The sequence below is a fragment of the Cupriavidus numazuensis genome, from assembly GCF_905397435.1.
Lineage (GTDB): Bacteria > Pseudomonadota > Gammaproteobacteria > Burkholderiales > Burkholderiaceae > Cupriavidus > Cupriavidus numazuensis.
The window spans coordinates 1-26,061 of record NZ_CAJPVI010000029.1 but is presented as its reverse complement, the minus strand read 5'-3'; the positions used below and the strand labels follow the sequence as shown (position 1 = coordinate 26,061).

The following is a 26,061-nucleotide window of genomic DNA, read 5'->3' as shown; positions in this document are numbered from 1 at the left end:
TGGAATGGAACAAGATGTCGAAGGTTCTTGAAGGTATCCGCGTCCTGGATTTCGGACGCTTCATCGCCGGCCCCTTCTGCGCGGCATTGCTGGCGGATTACGGCGCCGATGTCATCCGCATCGATCGCGTTGGCGGCAGCGAAGACCGGTTCATCGTGCCGGTGACGGATTCTGGCGAGGGCGCGCTGTTCCTCCAGGTAAATCGCAACAAGCGCTCCATCACGCTCGACATCGACAGCGCGGAAGGCCGCGATGTGGTGCGCCGGCTGGTGGAAACCGCCGACGTGGTGGTCGCCAACATGCCGCCCCGAAGCCTCAAGAGCCTGGGGCTCGACTATGAGACGCTGTGCGCGATCAAGCCGGACATCATCCTCACCGCATCGACGGCGTTCGGCTCGCATGAAGGCGCCGGTCACCGCGTCGGCTTCGATGGTGTCGGGCAAGCGCTGAGCGGGGCGGTGTACATGTCGGGCACGCCAGACAGTCCCACCAAGGCGATGGTGCCGGTGGTGGACTTCTCCACCGCGCTCTCATGTGCGCTGGGAACAGTCATGGCGCTGTACGAGCGGCGCGTGAGTGGTCGTGGCCAGTGCGTCGAAGCGTCGCTGTTGCGCACGGCGCTGAACCTGTCGAGCGGCGCACTGATCGAGGAAGCCACGCTGGCGATCAACCGCCAGGCAACCGGCAACCGCAGCCCGTCGTACGGGCCATCGGACATCTTCCGTACCTCAGACGGCTGGATCATCGCGCAGGCGATCGGCCAGCCCTTGTTCCGGCGCTGGTGTGCGCTGGTAGGAAAGCCGGATCTGGCCGACGATCCGCGCTTCCACGACGATTTGAGCCGCGGCAGCCACGGCGAATACCTGAGCGCGCTGATGGGGGAGTGGTGTGCCACCCGCACCCGGGCCGATGCGCTGTCGCAACTTGAGCAGGCCAGGATTCCGGCCGCACCGGTCTACTCGCCGCGCGAGGCGCTCGATGATCCGTCGATACAGGCGTCGGGCGCCTATGTATGGACCGACTATCCGGGCTTGCCTCGCAAGGCACCCATCGTCGCGCCCCCGGCCGTGCTGTCGCGTACGCCGCCTGAAGTGGAGCGTCGGCCACCAACCATCGGCGAGCACACCGATGAAGTGCTGGCCGAGGTCGGCTACGACCGCGCGCAGATCCTGGCGCTGCGCCAGGCAGGGGTGGTTTGACGGGCGACGCAGGCTGGTGTCGCGGCAGGCGAACAGGGGGATCGCAAGCGAGAACTTGAGAGCACGGCCGGTGGTCCGCTAGCATCGACGAAAACCACAAGATCGGAGACGATGCGATGTCCTTCAGCCTGATCCCGGTTCGGGATGAACTGCAAGTCCGCCCCGGCAACCTGTTCATCGATGGTGCCTGGCATGGGTGGGAGGGGGCGCGCTTCGACCAGATCCACCCCGCCACCAATGAAGTCATGACCACGTTCGCCGATGCGGGCGCGCGTGGTGTCGATCTGGCCGTGAAGGCGGCAAGGCGCGCATTCGACGAAGGCCCGTGGCCGCGCATGCCGGCGCAGGACCGCAAGCGGATGCTGCAGCGAATCATCGACCGGCTGTATGAATCGGAGCTCGAACTCGCGAAGCTGCAGACGCTCGATAACGGCATTCCGTTTCACTTCAGCCGCAACACCCGCGTCTCGGCCAAGGCCGCGGCGGACGTGTTCGATCACTACGCAGGCTGGGCCGACAAGATCAACGGCGAAACCTATCCGCAGTTCTCCAGTGCGTCGAACATGCACTACATGAGCTTCCGGGAGCCGGTCGGCGTGGTCGGTGCGGTGCTCGCGTGGAATGCGCCGCTGCTGATGTTCTCGATGAAGGTGGCACCGGCGCTCGCTTGCGGCTGCACGGTGGTGGTAAAGCCTTCCGAGTACACGAATCTCGCCGCGCGCAGGTTCGCGGAGATCGTCGCGGAGAGCGACCTGCCGCCCGGTGTGTTCAACTTCGTGACCGGCGGCCCCGAGACGGGCGCTGCGCTGTCGTCGCACCCCGGTGTCGACAAGGTGACCTTCACCGGCAGCGCGGCAACCGGCGAGCGGATCCTGATGGCGAGCGGCGCCAACATGAAGCGGCTTTCGCTCGAGCTCGGCGGCAAGAGCGCTGCACTGGTGTTCCCCGATACGCGCAGTGTCGCCACCACGGCGGCGTCGCTGATGGGCCTGTGCTCGACATTCCTGTCCGGCCAGGTCTGCTCGACACCGTCCCGCGCGGTCGTGCATGTCTCGATCCTCGACGAATTCCTGTACCACGCCGGCGAGCAGGTCAGGAAGGTCCGGTTCGGCAATCCGTTCGACCCCGAGACGACTTCCGCGCCGATCATTTCGAAGCGGCAGGTGTCTCGCATTCTCGGCTACGTCGAAAGCGGCAAGGCTGAAGGCGCACGCCTGATGTTCGGCGGCGATACGCCGGGTGGAGAACTCGCCAACGGCAACTGGATCAACGCTGCGTTATTCGCCGGTGTCGACAACGGCATGACGATTGCGCGGGAGGAAATCTTCGGCCCGGTGCTCAGCGTCATTCCGTTCGAGACCGAAGAGCAAGCAATCAGGATCGCGAACGACAGCGAGTACGGTCTCGCCGGTTGCGTCTATACGACCGACGTGAGCCGCGCGTTGCGCGTGGCGCGCGCGGTCCGCAGTGGTTCGGTCGGCATCAACGGCTACGCGAGTATTCCAAATGCCCCGATGGGCGGCGTGAAGCGTTCCGGCCTCGGGCGCGAAGGCGGATGGCCGACCATCGAGGCCTTCACGGAACTCAAGACGATCAGTTTCAACCTCGACGCCTGAACGCCTGGCCAGCGCTCAGCACTGATCCGACGACTGCCGGTTTGCGCTGGTATCCGCGCTTTCGGCAGCCACGTGAGGCAACCATGCCGGACGATTCCCCAGACATCCGCATCGTCCCCCTTGCGCGGGCACTGGCGGTGCTCGGTGCGTTCACCGCGGACCGTCACTGGATGACCAATCGCGACCTTGCGGCATTGACCGGCATCCCGGTCCCTACGGTCGCACGCATCGTCCAGTCGCTGGTTTCGCTCGCGTATCTCCATCGTGATCCCATCCACAAGAAGTGCCGCCTTGCTGCCGGTGCGTTATCGCTGGGCTATGCGGCCATCATGCCGACGGACATGGTGAGCACCGCCCGCGTCCCGATGCAAGCGTTCGCCGAGGCGACCGATACCTGCGTCGTGCTGGGTGCACGGGACAAACTCGATGTGACGGTGCTCGATGCGCAGGTCGGCGCGCATGCCTTGCTTGACCCGGGGCTGTCGGCCGGCGTGCGTATGCCGTTATGCGCGGGACCGATGGGCTGGGCGCTGCTGGCCGCGCTGCCCGAGTCCGAGCGCTTCTATCTGCTCGGTAACGTGGAACGCAAGAGCGGCAACGACTGGCCGTCTCGGCGCCGGCGCATTGCCGCTGGCATTTCGCAGTTGCACAACGCCGGCTATTGCGTGTCGGCGATCATCGACAAACCTGGGCTCGTATTGCTCGCGGTGCCGGTATGTGTTCCCGGCCTGCCACCGGTCGCGCTGGCCTGCATCGGTCGCAGCGCGCGCATGGCGCGCAGCAGGATCGAGCGTGAGCTGGCGCCGCGGTTGATAGCGATGGCGGAAGCGCTGCGGGAGCGGTGGGAAGCGTAGCGCTGCCGGCAGAGTGGGCGTTTTCCGTCTACGGCTGCGCGTCGACATCGCGCAACAGGTCGACCAGCGCCTTTGACGCAGCGACCAGTTCTGGCGCGATTCGCGACGCGATGGCCGCAGTGTCGGCTTGCGGATCGACCGCGCCGCAGGCGAGCGCCATCAGCGTGTCGGAACGACCCACCGTGACCGGTATCGCAATGCCAAATGCGCCACGCTGGAAATTGCCGAACGACGTGCAGACACCGGTAGCCTTCAATTCGTCGAAGGCAGCCCGAATGCCTTGCTCCATGTTATCGGCGCGCGGTCCTGCCGATTGCCGGAGAGAAGCGATGTAGCGTGCCTGCACTTCGGCCTGAAGGCCAGAGAGCCATGCGCGGCCGCTCGCAGTCCAGCCCATCGGCAGCAAGGAGCCAACGCCGATGCGAAGCGTGGCGATCCGCGCGCTCGTGCATTGCGCGACGTAGAGCATGTCGAGCCGATCCGGTATGGCCAGCGAGACGGAGACGCGGAGGCGGTCGGCCAGCGCCTGCATGAATGGCGTTACGCACCGTGCGACCGGGCTCGATTCGATATAGGTCTGGCCGATGCGATGGGCGCCGGTTGCCAGTGCAAATCGGGGACCTCCGCCCACGCGCCGGAGAAAGCCGAGTGCGACCAGCGTTGTGGTCATCCGCGAGACGGTGGCTTTCGGCAGGCCGGTGCGCCGGACCAGCTCGGCGTTCGTCATCGGCGTACGCTCGGCGCGGAACGCGCGCAGGACCTCGAGGCCGCGATCCAGCGTCTGTATCACGGGCGCAGCGGGTGTAGAACGGGAAACAGGCGCCGGAGCGCCTGTGGAACAGAACTCTGTCAGCATCGCCATCCTCCCGGCCGGCATGACCTGTTCAAAATCCGGGGCATCGTCCACACAGCGAAGAGCGAGACAAGCCCCGATGCATCACACGACTGTCAGGCCGCCAGCCCGATGCGATCGCGCGACTGCCTGAGCGCCGTCACGGTCTCCTCGACCAGACGATGCAGGACCGCGCCGGCTGGCAGCAGGTCGTGGATCAACCCCGAGCCTTGCCCGGCGGGCAGCGGCTGATGATCCTTCAGGTCGGCTGCCGCTGCGGCGAAGCGTGCCGGCGCGACGACGATGCGCTGGATCGGATACGGTTGCAGTTCGTTCTCGTGGCCTTCCCACACCTCGGTGAAGCGGTTCTGCAGCTGGCGGACATAGAGGCCATCGAACAGCAGCGAGCGGATGGTGCTGTCGTTCTCCGCCTCGACCAGCGATGACTTGTAGTTCGGCCCGACGCTCGACTCGTGCGTGGCAATGAAGCGCGTGCCGACCCACACGCCTTGCGCGCCTTGCGTCAGCACGCCTGCAATCTGGGAGCCATTGACGATGCCGCCGGCCGCAACCACCGGAACAGTCGAGAACTCCAGCACTTCGGCCAGCAGCGTAATGAGGCCCACATCACCGGTATGACCACCGCCTTCCGTGCCCTGGACTACGACGATGTCGGTGCCCGCACGAATCGCCGACGCGGCGTGCGAGGCACGGCCCACGAGGCTGATCACCTTCACGCCGCGCGCATGGCATTCCTCGACGACCCATTTCGGCGTGCCGAGCGCGCATGCGATCACTTCCACGCCGTGCTTGAAGCAGATTTCCAGCTTGGCGCGCGCATCGTCAATGCTCATGGCCTGGTCGTCGGTCGGTTTGACCTCGACACCGAGTGCCTCGATTTCCTGTTGCAGCTGCTTGAGTGGACCGGGCAACTCCGGCAGGTTGACGTCGGACTTCTCTTTCGGGGCACGCAGGGGAAAGCCGATGTCGACGCAGATCGGCTTCTTCGTCAGGCTGCGCGCGAGCTTGATTTCCTGTTCGACGCGTTCCGGCGTCGGCGAGATGGCGGCGATGGTTCCCAGACCACCCGCTTCCGAGACGGCGGCCGCCAGCGGGCCGAACGCCACGCCGCCCATGCCGGCCTGGAGGATGGGGTATTCGATATTGAGCAGGTCGCACAGCGGCGTCTTCAAGGTAGACACAGGTCCCTCCGATATTTGGATTGTTGCCGGCCGCTATCCGCGGCGGCGCAGTTCGATGCGCGGTTGAGCCGCGCCGTGAAGGACTGTCCGGGTCGAACAGCCTCCGTCCGTTGCAATGTAGCGAGGGGGAGGGCTGCGGACAAATCGAAAGGCACGAACGTCGGTGTTCGCGATTGCCGACACCGTGGTGGTGTGCGGGAATGCCGGCGAGCGTTCTCGGGCGGCGATACCGTTGTTCTCTATCTACGGCGTGGAGGGAGAGCGTCGCACTCGCGCAGCGTCATGGCGCCGACGGCTTCGCCGGCGGACGATCTGCCGAGGTTGACGGCCTTTCGGGATTGGTTGTTCGAGGAAGCGGCTGCGGCACATCACGCTCCTGAACGTGCGCCGTAGCCGCTTCGGGACGACAACGCATCGTTGTTGCATCGCTGCGCCCCAAATCGGGCGCCCGTTGCACCACAACCCTCTAGCATTCCAGACATCCATTCCGCGTCTGCGCCGGCCACGAGCCGAGATGCCAGTCACGGAGCGAGAGATAAATGGAGATGCTGATGTCACACACCCCAACCAATGAGCGCCGCCCGCGGCTGGACGGCGCCACCTTGCTTCGCCAGCTCAGGGAGCTTGGTGAAGTCGGCGCAGATCCGGACGCCGGCGGCCGCACCCGCATCGCACTGACCGACGACGAGAAGACAGGCCGCGACCTCGTTGTCCGGTGGATGCGCGAGCTGGAACTCGAAGTCGTCGTCGACCGCATCGGCAACGTGTTCGGTGTGCTGCGCTCCGATCGCGACGACGGTACCCAGGCGCCGTTCATGATGGGATCGCACATCGACACGGTGACGAACGCAGGCGCGCTGGATGGCTGCTATGGCGTACTGGCGGGACTGGCTGTGGCGCGCGCATATCGGGAGGCTGGCGTCGTACCGGCGCGTACCATCATGGTCGGCGCTTTCACGAATGAGGAAGGCATCCGATATCAGCCCGACATGATGGGCTCGCTCGTTTACGCGGGTGGTCTCCGCGTCGAAGCCGCGCTGGACACAACCGGTACGGACGGAACGCGGCTCGGGGACGAACTGGCGCGCATTGGCTACGCGGGAGACATGGAGCCTGGCGCGATCGTGCCGCACGAGTACGTCGAACTGCATATCGAGCAGGGACCGATTCTGGAAGCCGAGGGCGTCCAGATTGGTGTGGTCGAGAACCTGCAAGGCATCTCGTGGCAGCAGGTCAACATCCAGGGCAATGCCAACCACGCCGGGACGACGCCGACGCATCTGCGGCACGACGCAGGGCTGGTCGCGGCATCCATCGTGACGTTCCTGCGCGAGCTGGCGCTGAGTTCCGGCGGCACAACGCTGGCCACCGTGGGGTGCCTCAGTGTGCAGCCAAACGTCATCAACGTCATCCCGCGCCGCGCCACCCTGACCATCGACCTGCGCGACCCGGACGAGCAAAGACTGAAGCAAGCCGAGCAGCGCCTTGCCGGTTTCCTGGAGGAAATAGCGCAGCGCGAAGGCGTGAAGGTGACCACCGAGCGCCTCGCGCGCTTCGAGCCGGTCGTATTCGACGCGGATCTCGTGGCCGCCATCGAGGCGTCGGCAAAGCGGTTCGGCTTTACCAACCGGCGCATGACATCCGGCGCCGGCCACGACGCCCAGATGATTGCCCGCATCGCTCCCGCAGCAATGATCTTCGTCCCGAGCAAGGGAGGCATCAGCCATAACCCGCGCGAGCATACCGATGACGATCAACTCGTCATGGGCGCGGAACTGCTGCTCGACGTCGTCCTCAACCGCCTCGGCCAATCGCAGGCGTGACCATTCCATCGATACCGGACTTACCCATGCTGACAAAGAATCCTCTTGCCCGTCGGGCTTCGTATCCTGCCGAGCTTCGCTCGATCATGAGCATCGAGCAAGCCGAGCGCAGCCGGACATGGCTGTCTCATTGGGACCAGCTGACTGCCGGGCCAACGCCGTTGCGCGAGCTTCCCGCGCTGGCGGCGAGCCTGAACATCGCCCGGTTGAGCGTGAAGGACGAATCCGTGCGCTCTCCGCTTGGCAGCTTCAAGGCACTTGGTGCGCCGATTGCGCTGGTTCGCCTGATTCTCCGGATGTTCCCCGAGCGCAATCTGGATGCGCTGGCGCTGATCGACGGGAAGTATGCCAACTTGCTGAAGGATTTCACGGTCATCAGCGCGACCGACGGCAACCATGGCCGCGCGCTCGCCGCGGCAGCCCGGTCGTTTGGCTGCCAATGCGTGATCGTGCTGCACGCCAATGTGAGCCAGGAACGCGAGGAAGCGATCGCTGCCTATGGTGCAAGGATTGTGCGTATTGCCGGCAACTACGACGAATCGGTCGCGGAAGCGGCACGCCTGGCTGCGGAGAACAATTGGACGGTGGTCTCGGATACCTCGTACGAGGGCTATCAGGACATTCCGCGTGACGTGATGCAAGGCTATGGCGCCATTGCGGCAGAGATCCTTGCGCAGGGGAACGTGGCTCCCGGCCAGCCGTGTCCGTACACGCATGTCTTGCTGCAAGGCGGTGTGGGCGGGCTGGCAGCGGGCATCGCGAGCTACTTCTGGGAGTTTTTTGGCGAGCACCGGCCAACGTTCATCGTGGTGGAGCCGGTGCAGGCGGATTGCCTGTATCAAAGCGCGCTGCAAGGACGCGCAGCCGCCGCGACAGGTTCCGTCGATTCCGTGATGGCCGGGCTCGCCTGCGGTGAAACCTCGCCACTGGCCTGGCGCTTTCTTGAGAACAGCGTCGACGTCTTCATGACGATTTCCGATGACGACGCCGTCACTGCCATGCATCAGCTGGCTGGCAAGCAACGCGACGATGTTCCCGTCGTGGCTGGCGAATCCGGTGCAGCCGGCATGGCCGGGCTGGCCGTTCTTCGCGCGAACGAGGCACTGTCGGCAGAGACGGGACTTGACGCCAGTTCCCATGTGCTGGTCATCAACACCGAAGGCGCGACGGCACCGTCCGTCTACCGGCAACTGGTAGGCGAGCCGCACGAATCCGTGCTCGCGCGCCAGGCTGCCTGGCTCGCGCGCTGATTCAACCCGCACCCCGCCTTACGCACCACCTAGAAGCGCACCACCGCGACGATGAGGCCTTCCTCATCGTCGGGGAGACGTGCGCCCCTACGACATGGAGACAACAATGAGTTCGACACAGAAGCGCAGTATCGGGCCTATTTCCCTGATGTTCACAGGGCTCGGCTCGATCATCGGCTCCGGCTGGCTGTTCGGAGCGTGGCACACCGCGAAGATTGCCGGCCCCGCGGCCATCCTGGCGTGGGTGATTGGCGCGGTGGTCATTCTGGCCATCGCGCTGACCTACGCGGAACTTGGCGCCATGTTCCCGGAATCCGGCGGCATGGTTCGCTACGCGCGCTATTCCCACGGTTCGCTCGTCGGCTTTGTCAGTGCATGGGCCAACTGGATTTCGATCGTCTCGGTCATCCCGATTGAAGCCATCGCGTCCGTGCAGTACATGGCGTCGTGGCCGTACCCCTGGGCGCAAGGGCTGATGGCCAAAGGCGAGTTGACATCGCCGGGCCTGGTGGCCAGCGCTGCGCTCGTGGTCGTGTACTTCCTGCTGAACTACTGGGGCGTGAAGCTCTTCGTGAAGACGAACTCAGCCATCACGGTCTTCAAGATTGCGGTGCCGGCCTTGACCGTAGCTGGCCTGGTGTGGGGCGGATTCCATACCGAGAACTTTGCGATTGGCACCGGTGCGGCATTTGCTCCCTATGGCTGGTCGGCGGTCCTGACCGCAGTGGCCACGAGCGGTATCGTGTTCAGCTTCAACGGCTTCCAGAGTCCGGTGAGCCTGGCCGGCGAGGCACGGAATCCGGCGCGAAGCATCCCGTTCGCGGTCGTGGGTTCCATCCTCGTCGCGCTGGTCATCTATGCGTTGCTGCAGGTCGCGTTTATCGGCGCGGTCAGTCCCGACAGCATTCGCGCGGGCTGGTCCCATCTGGACTTCACGTCCCCGTTCGCCGAGCTGGCGCTGGCCTTGAACCTGAACTGGCTGGCCATGATGCTGTACGTGGATGCATTCATCAGCCCGTCCGGCACGGGTGCCATCTACACGGCCACCACCGCGCGCATGATCCACGCCATGGAGCGCAATGACACCATGCCCCGGCTCTTCGGCAATACGCATCCTATCTACGGCGTGCCGCGGGAAGCGATGTGGTTCAACCTGGCTGTATCGTTCATCTTCCTGTTCTTCTTCCGCGGCTGGGGCGCGCTGGCTGCCGTGATCTCGGTCGCCGTCGTGATCTCGTTCCTGAGCGGCCCCGTCAGCCTGATGGCGCTGCGCGAACACGCCAGCGACATCGAGCGGCCCCTGCATATCCGCGGTATGTCGGTGATCGCACCGTTTGCCTTCGTCTGTGCGACGCTCGTGCTCTACTGGGCCAGGTGGCCACTGACCGGACAGGTCATCGTGCTGATGGTCGCCGCGTTGCCGCTGTACCTGTACTACCAGGCCAGGGCGGGATGGCGCGGCTTTGGCGCAGAGCTTCAATCGGCCTGGTGGTTCATCCTGTACCTGCCCACCGTAGCGCTGATGTCCTTTCTGGGCGGGGAGGAGTTTGGCGGCATTGGCGTCATCCCGCCGGGTTGGGATCTGGCTTCTGTTGCCGCGGTCGGTCTCGTGTTCTACCGCTGGGGCGTGCGAAGCGGCCGCAGAACGTCGTACCTGGCCGAGAGTGGTGCTACCGCGATGAGCGAATTTGCCTGAGCGATGGGAGGCGGGTGCGTTCCGGCACGCCCGCCGCCGTTACCATCAGGACTCGATGGCAACGCCCAGGCTCACCTTCGACCGCTGCATGGCCACGTGTGTCTTGAAGTTCTTGACGTTGCCCGAGACGAAGAAGAGTTCCCGCGTGAGCCGTTCATACTCGGTCATATCCGTGACCGCGAGCACGAGCAGGAAATCGTAGTCGCCGGTGACGTAATAGACCTGCTGGACCTGCGGACACTCGACAAAGCGCTTCTTCACTTCATCGAGCAGGTCGAGCCTTTCATTCTCCAGCGTGACCTCGACCAGCACGGTGATCAGCTTGCCGACCTTGGCGGGATCCACCACGGCGGTGTTCGCCATGATGACGCCCTCGGCCTCGAGCGCTGCGATACGGCGGTTGACGGCCGAGGGCGACAAGTTGACGGCGTCCGCCAGATCCCGCTGGGAGAGCTTGTTGTTGGCCTGAAGCAGTTGCAGCAGCTTCTTGTCGTATGCATCGAGTTGCAGTGGCATGGTTCTCGCCCTTGTGATTGCGCTGCGCGCAAGTTTCACCCGGAAGGAACGGGAGCTTCACGGAATTTTAGGCCGTTCCACGCAACAACGTTTCGCTTCGACGGGCCACAACGCCCGAACTTTGCAGCGAGCCGCTCGTAAGATTCCCGCACCGGCCTGACTTACCCAAAGGATTCACATGAACGCTGACATCAAACTTCGCGACCTCCTACAGACCTGGCGTCACGCGCTGCATCGCCATCCCGAAACCGGCTTCGAGGAACTGAGGACGTCGGATTTCGTGGCGGAACTGCTGTCCGGCATGGGGATGGAGGTGCATCGCGGCATCGGCGGCACCGGGCTCGTCGCGAGCTTGCGCGTCGGCGACGGGAAGGGCGTCATCGGCCTGCGTGCCGACATGGATGCGCTGGCGATTCACGAGAATGCGCCGGAGCGCGATCATGCCTCGCAGACCGAAGGGAAGATGCATGCGTGCGGGCACGACGGCCACATGGCGATGATCCTTGGCGCCGCCAGGCTGCTCACGCAGCGGCGCGACTTCAACGGAACGGTGCGCTTCATCTTCCAGCCGGCGGAGGAGCATGGCCGCGGGGCAAAGGCGATGATGCAGGATGGCTTGTTCGAGCGATTCCCTGTCGATGCCATTTACGGGGCGCACAACATGCCGGGACTACCGGTCGGTAACATCGCCACCCGCGTGGGCGGCATCATGGCCAGCGAAGACAATTTCGTCATTCACGTGAAAGGGCAGGGAACCCATGCGGCCAGGCCGCATATGGGTGTGGACCCCATCGTGATCGGCGCGGAAATCGTCCTGGCGCTGCAGACCATCGTCTCCCGAAACCTGGACCCGAGCCAGCCGGCGGTGATTTCCTGCACCGAGTTCATCACCGACGGCATCCGCAACGCGATTCCGACGAACGTCATCATCAAGGGGGACACGCGCAGCTATACGCCCGCGGTGCAGTCGTTGCTCGAAACCCGGATGCGGGAAATCAGTGAAGGCATCTGCCGCACGCACGGCGCCACGTGCACTTTCGAGTACACCCATGAGTTCGCACCGACCGTGAACTGGGAGCGGTGCGTGCCAGTCGCGCTGGAAGCGGCGCGGAATATCGTCGGTGAAGATCGCGTCAACGGCGCTGTCGATCCGATGATGATTTCCGAGGACTTCGGCGCATTTCTGCAGGCCGTCCCCGGGGCCTTCGTCTTCATCGGCAATGGCGAAGCCGGGACGCCGGGCGGCGTACCGCTGCATAACAACCGATATGACTTCAATGACGACGTGCTGACTATCGGCGCACAGTACTTTGCGGAAATCGCGCGGCTGTCGTTGGTGGGCTGACTACAGCGACAGGAACGCCACACAAGTCGGACTGCCGGTATTCACCGCTCGCCGCGGCGTTCCAAGCGCGTAGCGCGACGCGACATCGTGGATCGGAAAGAGGCTGATCGCGTCAGAGCCTTCGTTGGCCACCACCAGATTGCGCTGCGCCGCGTCCACAGTGATGAATCGCGGCGTTCTTCCATCGCTTGGCACCCAACCGCTCAGATGCGGAATTCCGGTCGCGGGGTCAATGGCCAGCATCGAAATCGTGTCGTGCCCGCGATTGCTGACAAATACACGCTCAGCCGTTCGATCGAGGGCAATGCCTGCCGACTGGTTGTGCCCGGTGAAGCCGCCCGGAAGAAGGTCTGACATGGTGATGAGTTCGCATCCTGTTTGGCCGCTGAGCTGGTAGGTCGCCAGTGTCGAGTCCAGCTCGTTGACGATGTACAGCAGAGCGCGAGTCGGGTGAAGGGCGCCGTGCCGCGGTCCCGCGCCGGGGCTGGCGTCGAGTCGCAGAAGAGAGTCTGGTCTCCATGCCTGGCGTGCGGAATCGTACTCTGCGAACCATATGGAATCGGTGCCCTTGTCCGGAAAAACGAAGCGGTCTGTCCCTGGCAACCTCAGCACTTGATGCGGATGCGGACCGCGTTGCTCGCTGGCATGTGGGCCAGGGTCTCCAGTGAATCGAAGTGTGCTTGCAACAAGACCGAGGCGGCCGTCTTTCTCCACGGGAAGCGCGACGGCCGTTCCATTTGCGTAGTTCGCGACGACCAGACTGTCGCCGCTTTGGGTCAGGCAAAGATGAACGGGGTTTGCGCCCTGCGTGGATTGCGTGTTAAGCCTTGTCAGCACGCCACTCCGTGCATCAATGCGAAAGGCGCTGACTTCACTCTCGTCCCCATGCACGCAGTAAAGACGATGCCGCTCCTGGTCGACCAGCAGGAAAGAAGGATTGACCAGGTCGCCAACGCTCTGCCGATGTACCCAGTTCCCTTGTTCATCGACAGCGAAAACTTCTATCCCGCATCCTCTGGCATTGCGCTGAGCCGTCGTGCGGCAACCGGTATAAGCGATGGTTGGCATGTCTCCTCCTGATTCGTACGCGTATCGATGTTCGAATGCGTTTAGGTATCTGTAAAGGCAATACGTGGCCATGCGCCAGTACGACGTGGTAGCCCTCAACCGCGCTGCTGGTTTCGCCAATTGCTCTGTGAGGATTGAGCAATTGGACGCATGTATACCCTACGTTTCCATCTGAAAGCGCCGCATGACGCATATATCTCGCGCTGTAAATCCTGGACTCGTTGTCGCTGCCTTTAATGCATTCTATGATCATAAAACGCGATATGTAAACAAGTTCAAAAGGAGACAACATCATGACGTCCGTGCCCAATCAACGCCGGCGGTCCATCGTGCAAGGCATCCTGGCAGCGCCTCTGGCTGGCGTTGCATCGATGTCGCCTCGATTGGCGATGGCCGAGAGCGCCTTTCCTTCGAAGCCCATCACCTTCATCGTGCCGCAGGCTGCGGGTGGCGGGGCGGATCTGCTCTGTCGTACTGTCCAGGGAAAAGCGCAGGGCGTGCTGGGGCAGCCCATCGTGATTGACAACCGTCCGGGCGCCGCGGGCAACATCGGCACAGTCGCCGGCGCTCGTGCCGCGGCGGACGGCTACACGATGACGTTCGTCAATCTGTCGACGATGGCACTCAACCCGCATCTCTACTCGCGGCCCGGGTATTCGGTGAGCGACTTTGAGCCGCTGGTGTGGATGGCATCCGTGGCCAACATCCTGGTGGTCAATCCCAACGTGGCGGCAAAGAACCTGCAGGAGTTCATTGCTTTGGCCAGGTCCAAACCTGGCAAGCTCGCATACAGCTCTGCTGGCAATGGCAGCGGCAACCACCTCGGCGGCGAAATGCTCAAATCGTTGGCAAAGATCGACCTGGTCCATGTCCCCTACAAAGGTGGCGCGCCGGCGGTGGTGGCGGTTCTGGGCGGCGAGGTGGATGCCTGTATCGCTGACCCGCTTGCAGCACTGCCGCACATCAAGGCTGGCAAGCTGCGGGCTCTGGCCGTCACATCGGCAAAGCGCGCCAGCGCCTTGCCCGACGTGCCGGCTCTGGCAGAAGCAGTGCCGGGATATGAGGCGACTTCCTGGGCCGGCGCCGTGGTGCCGAAAGGTACGCCGGCGGCGGTGACGCAGAAGCTGAGCCAGGCCCTGTTGGCAGGCCTGAAAGATCCCGACAACGCGAACAAGCTGCGCAGCCAGCTCTATGAGCCGACGGCAGCCGGCCCGGCAGAGTTCGCCTCGCTGATTCGCCGGGAGAACGACAAGTGGTCCAAACTGATCCAGCAGTTGGGCATGCGCATCGACTGATCATGCGGCACCGTGGGCGATTGGCGGACGTCATGGCAAAATGCCATGTGAACCATCACGCCGGGTGCGCCAGACGACTCGGCGGCCTTGCCCATCACCGCCGGTCGAACCATGAATCTCTCCCAACTGCAAACGCGCGTGGCACGCGAAATCGTCGCCCTGGCGCGCCTGGATGCGCTTCGCGCCGGCGATCACCTTGCCGAGAGCGTTCTGGCCGAGCGGATCGGTGTGTCGCGGTCACCCGTCAATGTGGCACTGCGCTATCTTGTTGAGGTGGGGGCGGTCGTCCATGACCACAATCGCGGCTTCTTCCTCGACAAGGACGCCGCGGATCTGTCCGCGATCGCTCAGGAGCTCTCGCAGGAGCCAGACGACCCGCTGCATCTGAAGATCGCGGAAGACCGGCTGAGCGGTGCGCTGCCGGACTTCGTCACCGAAGCCGACATGATGCGGCAATACAATGTCGCGCGCAGCGCATTGCGGAAGGCGCTTTCCAGGATCCAGGAGGAAGGGTGGGTAGAGCGGTCCATTGGACATGGCTGGACCTTCCTCCCGATGATCGACTCCGCACAGGCCTACGAGGAAAGCTATCTTTACCGTACGGCTCTGGAGCCAACCGGGCTGCTGAGCCCGTGGTTTCGCGCCGATCCCGTGGAACTGGCTGCTCTGCGGCGCCAGCAACGCGCCATCGTCGATGGCGGGTACAAGACCATGACCCCGATCGAGCTGTTCGAGTCCAACAGCCGGTTTCACGAAACCATCGCCAAATGGTCGGGCAATCGCTTCCTTGTGCAATCCATCAAGCGGATGGACTCGCTGCGGCGGCTGGTTGAATACGGGCAAGCGAAGGACCGCAAACCGCGCCAGGAACAGGCGATCGAGCACCTGGCTATCCTCGAAGCCATCGCCGCGCAAGATCTGCTGAAGGCGGCGGGGTTGATGCGGGAGCATCTTGAGGGCGCGCGCCAGAGAAAGGTGCGCAGCAAATCCGTGTTCAAGAGCGCGGCTTGACCCACGAGTCGATACTCTGTTTGTATTGCTGTTCCTTGCTTCAAAAGGCAATCTACGGGCATTAGTCTGACCCGATCCCGCCTGTTGTTCGCAGGCGTTCTCCCACATCGTCGCTTCCAAACCGCGACGGCGTTTCCGCCGGCTCCTCCAAACTCAATTTTGGTCGCAAAAAGTGTACCGCGTGCCATCCGACGCACCGGCTGCACTCGTTGCTTTTGCCTTATCCACTGGCAATCAAGGGTAAACGCTTACGTTTTCCTTTTTGCATTTTGTAATCACAGAAAGCTATACTTCGATCAATCAACGCATCGTCGCAGATTGACATTGCGACAGTGCAAGGCGCGCGGCCAAACAGCTCCGCATCGCCATTTCCCCCACGCAGCCTGCTCATCCGCAGCCGACCGCGCAAATCCAGATCGGAGACAAAGCATGACCAGCAAGACCCCTTCCGGCGCCGTCCTCCTGAAGCCCGAAACTTTGCCGACGCATGAGCGTGGTGGTGGGGCCCGTACCACGCCGCTGGTGTCGCGCGAACTGGGCACGACGAGCTTTATCACCGGCTACACGTCGTTCGACGCAGGCGTGGAGATTCCCTTCCATAGCCACAACTGCCAGGAGAGCGTTGTGCTGATGGAGGGCGAGGCCATCCTGGATATCGATGGCCTCGAGTATTTGCTCAAGCCGCACGACGTGACCTTCATTCCGCCGAACGTCAACCACCGCTTCCGCAATCTGTCGAAGACAGAGCCCATGAAGATCATGTGGATCTACGCGACGGTCGACGCTACGCGCACCTTGACCGAGACGGGAGCAACGAACCCCGTAGCCGCAGAGCACGGCAAGCACTGATCGCGCAACGCTAATCGCTCCCTTTCAGGTCTGCGGCGGATAGCCTCAGACCTCGCTGCGCAAGGAACCGACCCGGATGACGCCGGGGCGTAGTTTTCCTGCACCCTCAAATATGTGACCAGCCGGCGGGAAACTCTCTCGTCAGGCCCACAGGCCGGTCCAGAACAAACGCGAGACAACGATGTTGGTAATTCTCGGTTTCGGCATGATTGCCGCATTCATGACCCTGATCATGGCCAAACGGCTGACGCCGGTGGCTGCGCTCATCCTGGTGCCGATCATCTTTGGCCTTGTCGCGGGCGGGGGACTGGACCTTGGTCAGTCGATCATCAAGTCAATCAAGACCGTAGCGCCCACCGCGTGCCTGCTGTTCTTTGCCATCATTTACTTCGGCATGATGATTGATGTCGGCATGTTCGATCCGCTCATCCGGCTGATCTTGCGGTTCGTCCACAACGATCCGGTTCGCCTGGCCCTGGGTACCGCACTGCTTACGGCAATCGTGTCCCTCGATGGTGACGGCTCCACGACGTTCATTATCGTCACGTCGGCCTTCCTGCCGATTTACCTTCGCCTGGGCATGAGCCCATGGGTGCTGACGTGCATTGCGGCAACAGCGAATGGCATTTTCAACACGGTGCCCTGGGGAGGTTCCACAGCGCGCGCCGCAGCGGCGCTCAAGTTGAACCCGGTCGACATCTTTGTCCCGATGGCGCCCGCAATCTTCATGTCCGTGTGCGCATTGCTTTTCCTCGCCTACCTGCTGGGTCGTTCGGAACGTGCGCGTATCGGTTACCTGGCGATTCAGCCGGACACCGGGCTGCTGGGTGCGGGCAGCAAGCGCCCGGTCGCGGTTGCGGCCTCCACGGGATTTAGCAACGTATCCGGCGCCGCAATGGCGTTCCCGCATGGCGCCATGGCATCGGTGCGAGCGGATGCATCCGCCGCGCAGCGCGACGTCCAGGATGATTTCTCCGCGCCGTTCTCGAGCGACGGTCATATCCTTCAGCGTCCCAATGCACGCCCACATCTCGCATGGGTCAATGCGCTGCTGACGTTGGGCGTCATGACGTTGCTTGTGGTCGAGGTCATCCCATCGCCGGTGGTCTTTCTGCTGGGCGTGGCGGTTGCCCTGGTGATCAACTTCCCGCGCGTTGCCGATCAGGCGGATCAAATCAAATCGCACGCATCGAGCATTGTTGGTGTCGTGGGAATGGTCTTCGCCGCAACAGTACTGACCGGCGTTCTGAGCGGAAGTGGGATGGTCGAAGCCATGGCCAAATGGCTCGTGGCCATCATCCCGGCGTCCTGGGGCCCGCATCTCGCCATCGTGACCGGGGTCATCAGCATTCCGATGACGTTCTTCACGAGCAACGACGCGTTCTACTTTGGCGTGCTGCCGATCCTTGCCGAGACTGCCTCCCACTACGGGATTTCGGCCGTGGAAATGGCGCGGGCGGCAATCGTTGGCCAGCCGTTGCATCAATCGAGTCCGCTGGTTCCTTCATTTCTCTTGCTCGCGGGCTTGGCCAAGGTCGAACTTGGCGAGCATGCCCGGAAGACGATCTGGCGCGCGGTTGCCGTGGGTCTGGTCATGCTCATCGCGGGCGGCTTGACTGGCGCCTATCCGATCTGACCGGCTTGCTAGCAACGCAGGCCACTACAGAAACATCGCATTATCTGGAGATTGACATGCCAACCACCGTTCACGCCGAAGCCCTGACGCATTTCGGAACAGCGGTTCTCGAATCGCTCGGCGTCCCGTCGGAAGACGCTCACCTTCTGGCCGACAGTCTCGTCGTCGCGGAACTGTGGGGACACTCGTCGCACGGCATGCTTCGCTTGCCCTGGTATGTCGAGCGCCTGCGCAGCGGCGTCATGACCGCCGTCACCCGACCCGAGATCGTCATGGATGGCGGTGCGGTCACGGTCATGGACGGACAGCATGGGATTGGGCAGGTGCTTTCCGCCAAGGCCGTGGAACTCGGCGTGGATCGTGCCCGCAAACATGGCATCAGTGCGGTCGGCGTGCGCAATTCGAACCACTTCGGTACGGCGGCTTACTTCACGCGCATGGCGGCTAAGCAAGGTTGCGTGGCGATTCTTGCCACCAACGCCAGTCCCGCAATGGCCCCTTGGGGTGGCAAGGCAAAAAGCATCGGTACCAATCCGTGGTCCATCGCTGCACCGGCCGGCAGCCGTGGCATCGCGGTCATGGACATTGCCAACACCGCAGTCGCTCGCGGGAAGATCTACCTCGCCGCGGAGCGCGGCGTCGAGATCCCTGACACCTGGGCGGCAGATGAGGAGGGTGTGCCGACGACCAACGCCAAGGAGGCGATTCACGGCCTGATCCTTCCGATGGCCGGTCACAAGGGCTACGTCATCTCCTTCATGATGGACGTGCTCGCGGGCGTCCTCACTGGCAGCCACTTCGGTTCCAACGTCGCGGGCCCGTATGAGGCCAATCGCCCGAGTGGTTGCGGCCACCTGCTGATCACGATCGATATCAACTCGACGATGGCGCTTGCGGACTTCGAGCAGCGTATGGAAGCGTTGATCGACGAAGTCAAGGCGGTACCGAAAGCCCACGGCATCGAAGAGATCTTCTTTCCGGGCGAACTGGAGGACCGCAATACCGCGCAACTGAACGAGGCAGGCATCTCGCTTGCCGACACCACCTGGCAAAGCATGGCCAAGCTGGCGGCCGAGACCGGCACGGCCTTGCCGACTGCCAACACCTGAAAGGACCTTGCGATGATCGCCCTGATTGTTTCCCTCGACATCTACCCCGAACGCCTCGAAGAGTTCCTTGCCGCGATCAAGGAAAACGCCAAGCGCACGTTCAACGATGAAGTCGGGTGCAAATACTTCGACGTGACGCAGGACACAAAGAACCCGCATCACTTCATGTTTTACGAGCTGTACGACGACGCGGCGGCCATCGACGCCCATCGTGCGGCACCGCATTTTGCGAAATGGCGCGAGGCCGCGGACCGCTGCGTCGTGAAGGGTAGCCAGATCAACACGATCTGCGATCGGCTCTTCCACCACGCCTGAAGACATGTTGCACCCGCGCGCAGGCTGCCGCGGGACATCCGTACCGAACGATACTGGCCGACAGGATAGCCATGACCAACACCAATACCATTACGACCTACAACCCCAGCACGGGTGCCGCGCTTCAGACCTATGACGCTTGGACTGCAGACCAGATCGAGCGTGCCGTGGATGCCGGGCATGCTGCTGCGCTGGCATGGGGAAAGCAACCGTTGGAAGTCCGCGTCGCGGCGGTGCGCCGCCTCGCCGAGGAACTGCGCCGTCAAAGCCAGTCGATGGCCGAACTGATCGCCGCCGAAATGGGCAAGGTAGTGCCCGAGGCCGCCGGCGAAATGGAGAAGTCCGCGGTCACCGCCCTGTACTACGCCGACAATGCCGAACGCATCCTTGCCGATGAGCCGGTCAGCATCGACGGCGTGGATGCGTGGGTCAGCTATGAGCCGATCGGCCTCGTACTCGCGGTCATGCCGTGGAATTTTCCGGTGTGGCAAGTCATGCGCTTTGCCATCCCGGCCATCACTGCCGGCAATGGCGTTCTGCTGAAGCATTCGCCCAACGTTACGGGCTGCGCGCTGGCCCTGGAACAGTTGTTCGTCGACGCGGGTTTGCCGAAGCACCTTGTGACCACGCTGGTCGTGGCTGAACCGCAGGTTCCGCAGGTCATTGACGGGCTGATTCAGGACGACCGCATCGCTGCCGTGACGCTGACGGGATCGAACCGTGCCGGTGCGGCCGTGGGTGCCGCGGCTGGGCGTGCGTCCAAGAAGTCCGTTCTCGAACTTGGCGGCTCGGACGCGTTCATCGTGCTGGACGACGCGGATCTGCCGGCGGCAGTGGCCGCGGCCGTCAAGGCGCGCTTCCACAATGCCGGACAGAGCTGTGTCTGCGCCAAGCGGTTCATCGTCTCCGAAGCCATTGCGAAGGCGTTTGTCGAGCGATTTGTTCAAGGCACCCAGAAGCTGGTCGTCGGCAACCCGATGGATCCGGCAACCCAGATGGGGCCGCTCGCGCGTGCGGACCTGCGTGACGCGTTGGATCAACAGGTCCGTCGTTCATTGGATGCCGGTGCGGTGCTGCTTGCGGGCGGCAAGGCCGTCGATGGACCGGGGAACTTCTACGAGGCCACGGTACTGGGCAACATGCAACCAGGCATGGCCGCGTTTGACGAAGAGACCTTCGGCCCGCTGGCCGCCATCGCCATCGCCAAGGATGATGCCGACGCGGTTCGCCTGGCGAATGCAACGCCGTTCGGGCTGTCGGTGAGCGTGTGGGCCGGTTCAAACCAGCGCGCCCTGGACGTTGCCCGGCAAATCACCAGCGGTGCCGCGTTCATCAATGCCATTACGGCATCTGATGCCCGCATCCCGTTCGGCGGCACCAAGAAGTCGGGATATGGGCGCGAGCTGGCCGCAGCGGGTATCCGGGAATTCATGAACGCCAGGACATACTGGTCCGTCGCAACAAACTGATCGGGTGTTCGTGCTTGCACTCGACTGTTGTGCAAGCACGCAGGCAGGAAGGACGTAAATCCGATACCACTAGCTATCGGATTTCTCCCGCACCGCATTGCGCAGGTGCAGCCGCATGAAATCTGCCGCCGCCTCCTGCTGTCCAGCGAGCAGCATGTCGATCAGCGTCAGATGCTCTCGGCAGCGCCGTTCGGCCTGGTCGCGGTCGACTGCCTTGCGGTATTCCATGAGCCGGCGCAATCGGTCCAGCCGGCGCAAGCCTTCGAGGATGAACGCATTGCCCGAGCAGGCGGCAATGGTTTCGTGCAGGCGGCTGTTGGCATCGAACAGGGCGGCCGCCGTTGCGGTGTGGACGCCGCCGTTGGCCAGCGCTTCCTGTTCGGCGCGGCAGCGCAGCAGCGCTTCGCGGTCTAGCTCGAAGGTTGGCTCCAGGATGCCGGCGGCCTCGATCAGCAGGCGATAGCGGTAGCCCTGCTTGTAGGTCTCCGCGGAAGTCAGCACGGGCAAGAACATCCAACCGTGGCCGGGCAGCCGTTCGACCCATCCTTCCTGTGTCATGCGGCGCAGGATCGCGCCCAGCTGGGCGCGCGTGATGCCATACCTGCGCATCATTTCATTCTCGGTAAAGCGGTCGGGCAGTTCGCCGTTGAGCCGTTCCTCCGCAATCCTGAAGTAAACCGCCTCGCTGTCGTCGCCTTGGGCGGCATCGGGCTCGTGGCCGTTCGCCGGCACGGCCGGGCCTCCTTCAGCGACGGCATAGCCGCCCTCCGGGTGGGCGATGACCACGGACTGCGTCGCCAGACGGCGCAGCGCCTCGCGCACCGGCGACCGCGATACCCGGAATTGCTCGGCCAGCGCGCGCTCGGGCAGGCGAGTGCCCGGCGCCATGCCGGCGGCGGAAATGTACTGGTGAATGTTTGCCGCAAGGACGTCGGCGAGTTGGCGGGCCATGGGGAAAAGCGTTCCAAACCGGTTGGCTGATGCTATCACATCCTCGTAAGGTCTTTTGGTAATCCAAAGTTCCACGCGACTCCGTCGATCCGGAGCGCCTGCTACGCGTCACATTCAGCGCGCACTGAGGCTGCCTGCGGGTAAACCACGGAAATTACCCGCAAAGCGTTGCGCCGCAACGTCTGGCCGGCTTCTTCCCTGTTCCTTGGTTCTTTGTTTGCTCAAAAAACCCTTTACACGGTTCTTTGAATTTATAAAATACCAAACATCGCGTCACCGGACGGTGGTGCGATCCAAAACAAGGAGACAACAGTGCAGCGCAGACAAGTGCTTCAGGCGGGCCTTGCGGCCATTGGCGGACTTTCCCTGTTCGAAGCCCTGGCGGCCGATGCAACTGGCCTGTCCATACAAGGAACCACTGTGAACCCGGATCTCGTTCGCCACGTCAGCGTGCCCACTTTCCAGCTGCCCGCAGGGAGCTGTGACTGCCATGTCCACGTTTTCGATGGCGCGCGCTTTCCGTTTGCCGCCAGGCGGTCGTACACGCCGGGCGCGGCTCGTGTTGAAGACCTGATTGCGTTCGAGCAGCGCCTCGGCATCGACCGCATCGTGCTGGTTCAGCCCAGTGTCTACGGCTTTGATAACGCCGCGCTGCTCGATGCGCTGGGCAGGCTTGGTGAGCGGGCACGCGGTGTGGCGGTGATCGATCTGGAGGCAACCACACACGCAGCGCTACAGGCCATGCATGGCCACGGTGTGCGCGGGATTCGCCTGAACCTGGAAGTCAGCGGCCAGCGCAACCACGACTTCGCGCTGACGCAGCTGAAGCGTGCGGAGCAGTTGATCGGCCCGTTTGGATGGGCGGTGCAGGTCTATGCGGACGTCGACGTGATTGCCGAGCTGGCTACGGATATTGCCGCCCTCAGGGTGCCGGTAGTGCTCGATCACTTTGCCGGCATCAAGACCTACAAGAAAGACGAACAGAAGGCCGCGTTCGCAAGCGTGGTCGAACTGGTGAAGCGCGGTAACGCCTACGTGAAGCTGTCGGCTCCGTATCGCGCGTCGCGCAGCGCGCCTGGCTTCGACGATGTCACCGAATTCGCCCGGGCGCTGATCCAGGCGCGGCCGGACCGGCTCGTGTGGGCATCCGATTGGCCCCACACGGGCAGCTCGGGCAACCGGTCCGGCAATCTCGAGCAAATCGAGCCGTTCCGCAAAGAGGATGCCGGACGCGCACTGGACCAGTTAGCGAGCTGGGCAAATACCCCTGCGCTGCTGCAACGCATTCTCGTCGACAACCCGGCCAGGCTCTACGGCTTTGGCCGCGCGGCGGCCTGACACCGCATTCACCGATCCAGCAATCCCTCCGGAGTTTCACCATGACCATCAAGACCCCATCGGGCGCCGTGCTGCTCAAGCCCGACCAACTGCCCAACTATGACCGAGGCGGTGGCGCCAGCACGACGCCGCTGGTTGGCAAGTCCATTGGCTCGGACAGTTTCATCACCGGCTACACGTCGTTCGCGCCCGGCGTCGAGATCCCGTTCCACAGCCATAACTGCCAGGAAAGCGTCGTGCTGGTGGAGGGCGATGCGATGCTCGACATCGACGGCCTCGAATACCGGCTCAAGCCGCTGGACACGACGTTCATTCCGCCCAACGTGCCGCACCGTTTCCGCAACCTGTCGAAGACGTCGCCGATGAAGATCCTGTGGATCTACGCCATGACCGACGCCACGCGCACCCTGGTCGATAGCGGCGAGACGCGCCCCGTATCGGCCGAGCACCAGACCCCCAAGGCTTAACTCAGAGATTCCATCATGCGCATTCTTGTTCTCCCGGGCGACGGCATCGGCCCCGAAATCGTTGCTGCCTCCATCGACGTGCTGAAGCAGGCCGACCAGGTCTTCGATCTGGGCCTGCAGTACGACTATGAAGACGTGGGCTTCACCAGCCTCGAAAAGCACGGCACCACGCTGCGCCAGGAGGTGCTGGACAAAGCCACTTCGTACGACGGCGTGATCCTCGGTACCCAGTCCCACGCCGACTATCCGACCCCGGACAAGGGCGGCCGCAATATCTCTGCGGCGTTTCGCTGCGACCTCGACCTGTATGCCAACGTGCGGCCGTCGCGTTCGCGCGACTTCCTGGGCAAGGGCGCGAGGAACATGGACCTCGTCATCATGCGCGAGGCCACCGAAGGCTTCTATCCCGACCGCAATATGTACGAAGGCTGGGGCGAGATGATGCCGTCGAAAGACATGGCGATCTCGGTGCGAAAGATCACCGCGCATTGCTCGGAGCGTATCGCCCGCCGTTCGTTCGAACTGGCAATGAAGCGCAAGAAGCACGTGACGGCGATCCACAAGGCCAACAGCTTCCACATGACCGATGGCCTGTTCCTGCGTGAAGTGCGCAAGGTGGCGGCCGAATTCCCCGAGGTGAAGTTCGACGACCTGCTGGTCGATGCGTCGACGGCTTACCTGGTGCGCGACCCGTCGCGCTTCGACGTGATCGTGGCGACGAATTTCTATGGCGACATCCTGTCGGATCTGGCCAGCGAACTGTCGGGCAGCCTGGGTCTGGGCGGATCGGTCATGGCCGGTGATTCGCTGTGCTGCGCGCAGGCCCAGCACGGGTCGGCGCCGGACATCCAGGGGCAGGACAAGGCCAATCCGACGTCGATGATCCTGTCCGTCGCCATGCTCGTGCAGTGGCTCGGTGAACACCGTGACAAGCCGAACTTTGTCGCGGCGGCGCAAGCCATCGACGCCGCCGTGGACAAGGTGCTGGCGAATCCCGCCACGCGCACGGCCGACCTGGGCGGCACGATGGGCTGCGCCGCATTCGGCAAGGCCGTTGCGCAGCGCATCACCAAGGCCTGATTCCCGCCTCGAGGGAGGCGCTTTGCGGCACGACTGCTACGGCGCCTCCTGACACCAAAAGAACATTCGGAGACAGCATGCACGCATTCAAGTCATTGCTGGCGGTAACGCTCGCCAGCGTGGCGCTCGTCGGCGGTGCCAGCGCCAACAGCAATTACCCGGCGAAGCCGGTCAGCATCATCGTGCCGTTTGCACCGGGCGGCGGCAGCGACAACGTATCGCGCTATATCGCCACACGCCTGTCCGAAAAGACGAAGGCGCAGTTCCTGATCGACAACCGTCCGGGTGCCGGCACCAATATCGGCAATGAGTTGGCAGCACGTGCCGCGCCCGATGGCCAGACGCTGCTGTTCGGTCAGGTGGCGCTGTCGATCAATCCGTTCGTCTACAGGAAGCTGCGCTACGACACCGAGAAGGATTTCGTGCCCGTGGTGCAGATTGCCACGTCCCCGACCGTGCTGGTCGTGACGAAGGCTTTCCCGGAGAAGGACCTCAAGGGTTTGATCCAGTACATCAAGGCGAATCCGGGCAAGGTCAACTTTGCCTCGGGCGGCAAGGGAACGTCGGTGCATCTGGCGGGCGAGCTGTTCCGCAGCATGACCAATGCCGACATGATCCACGTGCCTTACAAGGGCAGTGGCCCGGCTGTCACCGATCTGATCGGCGGACAGGTGCAGATGATGTTTGATACCGCGGCATCCGCGTTGCCGCAGCTCAAGGGCGGCAAGCTGCGCGCCATTGCCGTGACGGGCACGCATCGCCTGCCCGAACTGCCCGATGTGCCGACCTTCGCGGAAGCAGGCCTGAATGGCTTCGACGCGCCGGCGTGGTACGGGCTGCTGGCCCCGGCCGGCACGCCGAAGCCGGTCATCCAGTTTCTCAATACGCAGGTCAATGAAATCCTCAAGGAGCCTGCGACGAAGCAGCGGCTGGCACAGCTGGGCGCGGAACCCGCAGGCGGATCTCCCGAGGATCTTGCCCGCTTCATGCGCAACGAATCGGCCCGATGGTCGGCCGTCGTGAAGACCACGAACGTCGCAGCGGACTAGCTCGTTACTCAACCCTTTGACTGGTCTTCCGAAGGATAGCCATGACCCAAACCATTACTACCTATAACCCCAGCACGGGTGCCGCGCTGCA

Annotated in this window: 23 protein-coding genes; 18 read left to right on the top strand and 5 right to left on the bottom strand. The window is 63.3% G+C overall.

Annotation, left to right across the window (positions count from 1 at the left end; translation table 11 throughout):
• The first annotated feature begins 14 nt into the window (after positions 1–14).
• The 3 genes from KHO41_RS22155 to KHO41_RS22145 all read left to right on the top strand — a co-directional run bounded on the left by KHO41_RS22155 (position 15) and on the right by KHO41_RS22145 (position 3,669).
• Positions 15–1,199, top strand: a complete 1,185-nt coding sequence (locus KHO41_RS22155; RefSeq protein ID WP_211955438.1) for a CaiB/BaiF CoA transferase family protein — start codon at positions 15–17, stop codon at positions 1,197–1,199.
• Positions 1,200–1,315: 116 nt separating this feature from the next.
• A complete protein-coding gene (locus KHO41_RS22150; protein ID WP_211955437.1) occupies positions 1,316–2,815 on the top strand; it encodes an aldehyde dehydrogenase family protein in 1,500 nt (499 codons plus the stop codon).
• Between the two features lie 83 nt (positions 2,816–2,898).
• Positions 2,899–3,669: an IclR family transcriptional regulator gene (locus KHO41_RS22145; protein WP_211955436.1), complete on the top strand. Its 771-nt coding sequence runs from the start codon at positions 2,899–2,901 to the stop codon at positions 3,667–3,669.
• A 28-nt stretch (positions 3,670–3,697) separates the two neighbouring features.
• Here the strand turns inward: KHO41_RS22145 and KHO41_RS22140 are convergent, their stop codons facing one another.
• Both KHO41_RS22140 and KHO41_RS22135 read right to left on the bottom strand, forming a co-directional pair.
• Positions 3,698–4,459 carry an IclR family transcriptional regulator gene (locus tag KHO41_RS22140; RefSeq protein WP_244873959.1) on the bottom strand — a complete coding sequence of 254 codons (762 nt, stop codon included), beginning with the start codon at positions 4,457–4,459 and terminating at the stop codon, positions 3,698–3,700.
• Between the two features lie 158 nt (positions 4,460–4,617).
• Entirely contained in the window at positions 4,618–5,703 is a 1,086-nt protein-coding gene (locus KHO41_RS22135; protein WP_211955434.1) for an NAD(P)H-dependent flavin oxidoreductase, read from the bottom strand.
• Between the two features lie 551 nt (positions 5,704–6,254).
• Between KHO41_RS22135 and KHO41_RS22130 the strand changes: the two genes are divergently transcribed.
• The 3 genes from KHO41_RS22130 to KHO41_RS22120 all read left to right on the top strand — a co-directional run bounded on the left by KHO41_RS22130 (position 6,255) and on the right by KHO41_RS22120 (position 10,472).
• Positions 6,255–7,526, top strand: a complete 1,272-nt coding sequence (locus tag KHO41_RS22130) for a Zn-dependent hydrolase (RefSeq protein WP_211955433.1) — start codon at positions 6,255–6,257, stop codon at positions 7,524–7,526.
• A 26-nt stretch (positions 7,527–7,552) separates the two neighbouring features.
• Positions 7,553–8,776 (top strand): diaminopropionate ammonia-lyase, encoded by a 1,224-nt coding sequence (locus KHO41_RS22125; protein ID WP_211955432.1) that lies wholly within the window; start codon positions 7,553–7,555, stop codon positions 8,774–8,776.
• Positions 8,777–8,882: 106 nt separating this feature from the next.
• Positions 8,883–10,472 (top strand): APC family permease, encoded by a 1,590-nt coding sequence (locus KHO41_RS22120; RefSeq protein ID WP_211955431.1) that lies wholly within the window; start codon positions 8,883–8,885, stop codon positions 10,470–10,472.
• Between the two features lie 45 nt (positions 10,473–10,517).
• Here the strand turns inward: KHO41_RS22120 and KHO41_RS22115 are convergent, their stop codons facing one another.
• Positions 10,518–10,988 (bottom strand): Lrp/AsnC family transcriptional regulator, encoded by a 471-nt coding sequence (locus tag KHO41_RS22115; protein WP_211955430.1) that lies wholly within the window; start codon positions 10,986–10,988, stop codon positions 10,518–10,520.
• A 178-nt stretch (positions 10,989–11,166) separates the two neighbouring features.
• Between KHO41_RS22115 and KHO41_RS22110 the strand changes: the two genes are divergently transcribed.
• A complete protein-coding gene (locus KHO41_RS22110; RefSeq protein ID WP_211955429.1) occupies positions 11,167–12,333 on the top strand; it encodes a M20 aminoacylase family protein in 1,167 nt (388 codons plus the stop codon).
• Here the strand turns inward: KHO41_RS22110 and KHO41_RS22105 are convergent, their stop codons facing one another.
• Positions 12,334–13,401, bottom strand: coding sequence for a lactonase family protein (locus KHO41_RS22105; protein WP_211955428.1), 1,068 nt, complete (start codon positions 13,399–13,401; stop codon positions 12,334–12,336). It abuts the gene before it with no gap.
• A gap of 293 nt (positions 13,402–13,694) precedes the next feature.
• Here KHO41_RS22105 and KHO41_RS22100 point away from each other — a divergent pair, with 293 nt between their 5' ends.
• The 7 genes from KHO41_RS22100 (at position 13,695) to KHO41_RS22070 (ending at position 21,085) form a co-directional block, all read left to right on the top strand.
• On the top strand, positions 13,695–14,696 hold the full coding sequence (locus tag KHO41_RS22100) for a Bug family tripartite tricarboxylate transporter substrate binding protein (RefSeq protein WP_211955427.1): 1,002 nt from the start codon (positions 13,695–13,697) through the stop codon (positions 14,694–14,696).
• Between the two features lie 111 nt (positions 14,697–14,807).
• On the top strand, positions 14,808–15,707 hold the full coding sequence (locus KHO41_RS22095) for a GntR family transcriptional regulator (protein ID WP_211955426.1): 900 nt from the start codon (positions 14,808–14,810) through the stop codon (positions 15,705–15,707).
• A 429-nt stretch (positions 15,708–16,136) separates the two neighbouring features.
• A complete protein-coding gene (locus KHO41_RS22090; protein ID WP_211955425.1) occupies positions 16,137–16,556 on the top strand; it encodes a cupin domain-containing protein in 420 nt (139 codons plus the stop codon).
• 181 nt (positions 16,557–16,737) lie between these two features.
• Positions 16,738–18,192, top strand: coding sequence for a CitMHS family transporter (locus KHO41_RS22085; RefSeq protein ID WP_211955424.1), 1,455 nt, complete (start codon positions 16,738–16,740; stop codon positions 18,190–18,192).
• Between the two features lie 56 nt (positions 18,193–18,248).
• Positions 18,249–19,301, top strand: a complete 1,053-nt coding sequence (locus tag KHO41_RS22080; protein WP_211955423.1) for an Ldh family oxidoreductase — start codon at positions 18,249–18,251, stop codon at positions 19,299–19,301.
• A 12-nt stretch (positions 19,302–19,313) separates the two neighbouring features.
• Entirely contained in the window at positions 19,314–19,616 is a 303-nt protein-coding gene (locus KHO41_RS22075; protein WP_211955422.1) for a putative quinol monooxygenase, read from the top strand.
• A 71-nt stretch (positions 19,617–19,687) separates the two neighbouring features.
• Positions 19,688–21,085 carry an aldehyde dehydrogenase family protein gene (locus tag KHO41_RS22070; protein ID WP_211955421.1) on the top strand — a complete coding sequence of 466 codons (1,398 nt, stop codon included), beginning with the start codon at positions 19,688–19,690 and terminating at the stop codon, positions 21,083–21,085.
• A gap of 69 nt (positions 21,086–21,154) precedes the next feature.
• On the opposite strand, the gene KHO41_RS22065 is transcribed toward KHO41_RS22070, so the two are convergent.
• The gene (locus KHO41_RS22065; RefSeq protein WP_244873958.1) at positions 21,155–22,036 is read right to left on the bottom strand and encodes a GntR family transcriptional regulator; all 882 of its coding nucleotides are present in this window, start codon (positions 22,034–22,036) and stop codon (positions 21,155–21,157) included.
• A 312-nt stretch (positions 22,037–22,348) separates the two neighbouring features.
• Between KHO41_RS22065 and KHO41_RS22060 the strand changes: the two genes are divergently transcribed.
• The 4 genes from KHO41_RS22060 to KHO41_RS22045 all read left to right on the top strand — a co-directional run bounded on the left by KHO41_RS22060 (position 22,349) and on the right by KHO41_RS22045 (position 25,970).
• A complete protein-coding gene (locus KHO41_RS22060) occupies positions 22,349–23,374 on the top strand; it encodes an amidohydrolase family protein (protein WP_211955420.1) in 1,026 nt (341 codons plus the stop codon).
• Positions 23,375–23,415: 41 nt separating this feature from the next.
• Positions 23,416–23,841: a cupin domain-containing protein gene (locus KHO41_RS22055; protein ID WP_211955419.1), complete on the top strand. Its 426-nt coding sequence runs from the start codon at positions 23,416–23,418 to the stop codon at positions 23,839–23,841.
• Positions 23,842–23,856: 15 nt separating this feature from the next.
• On the top strand, positions 23,857–24,921 hold the full coding sequence (locus KHO41_RS22050; protein ID WP_211955418.1) for an isocitrate/isopropylmalate dehydrogenase family protein: 1,065 nt from the start codon (positions 23,857–23,859) through the stop codon (positions 24,919–24,921).
• Between the two features lie 77 nt (positions 24,922–24,998).
• Positions 24,999–25,970: a Bug family tripartite tricarboxylate transporter substrate binding protein gene (locus tag KHO41_RS22045; protein ID WP_211955417.1), complete on the top strand. Its 972-nt coding sequence runs from the start codon at positions 24,999–25,001 to the stop codon at positions 25,968–25,970.
• Positions 25,971–26,061: the final 91 nt, after the last annotated feature.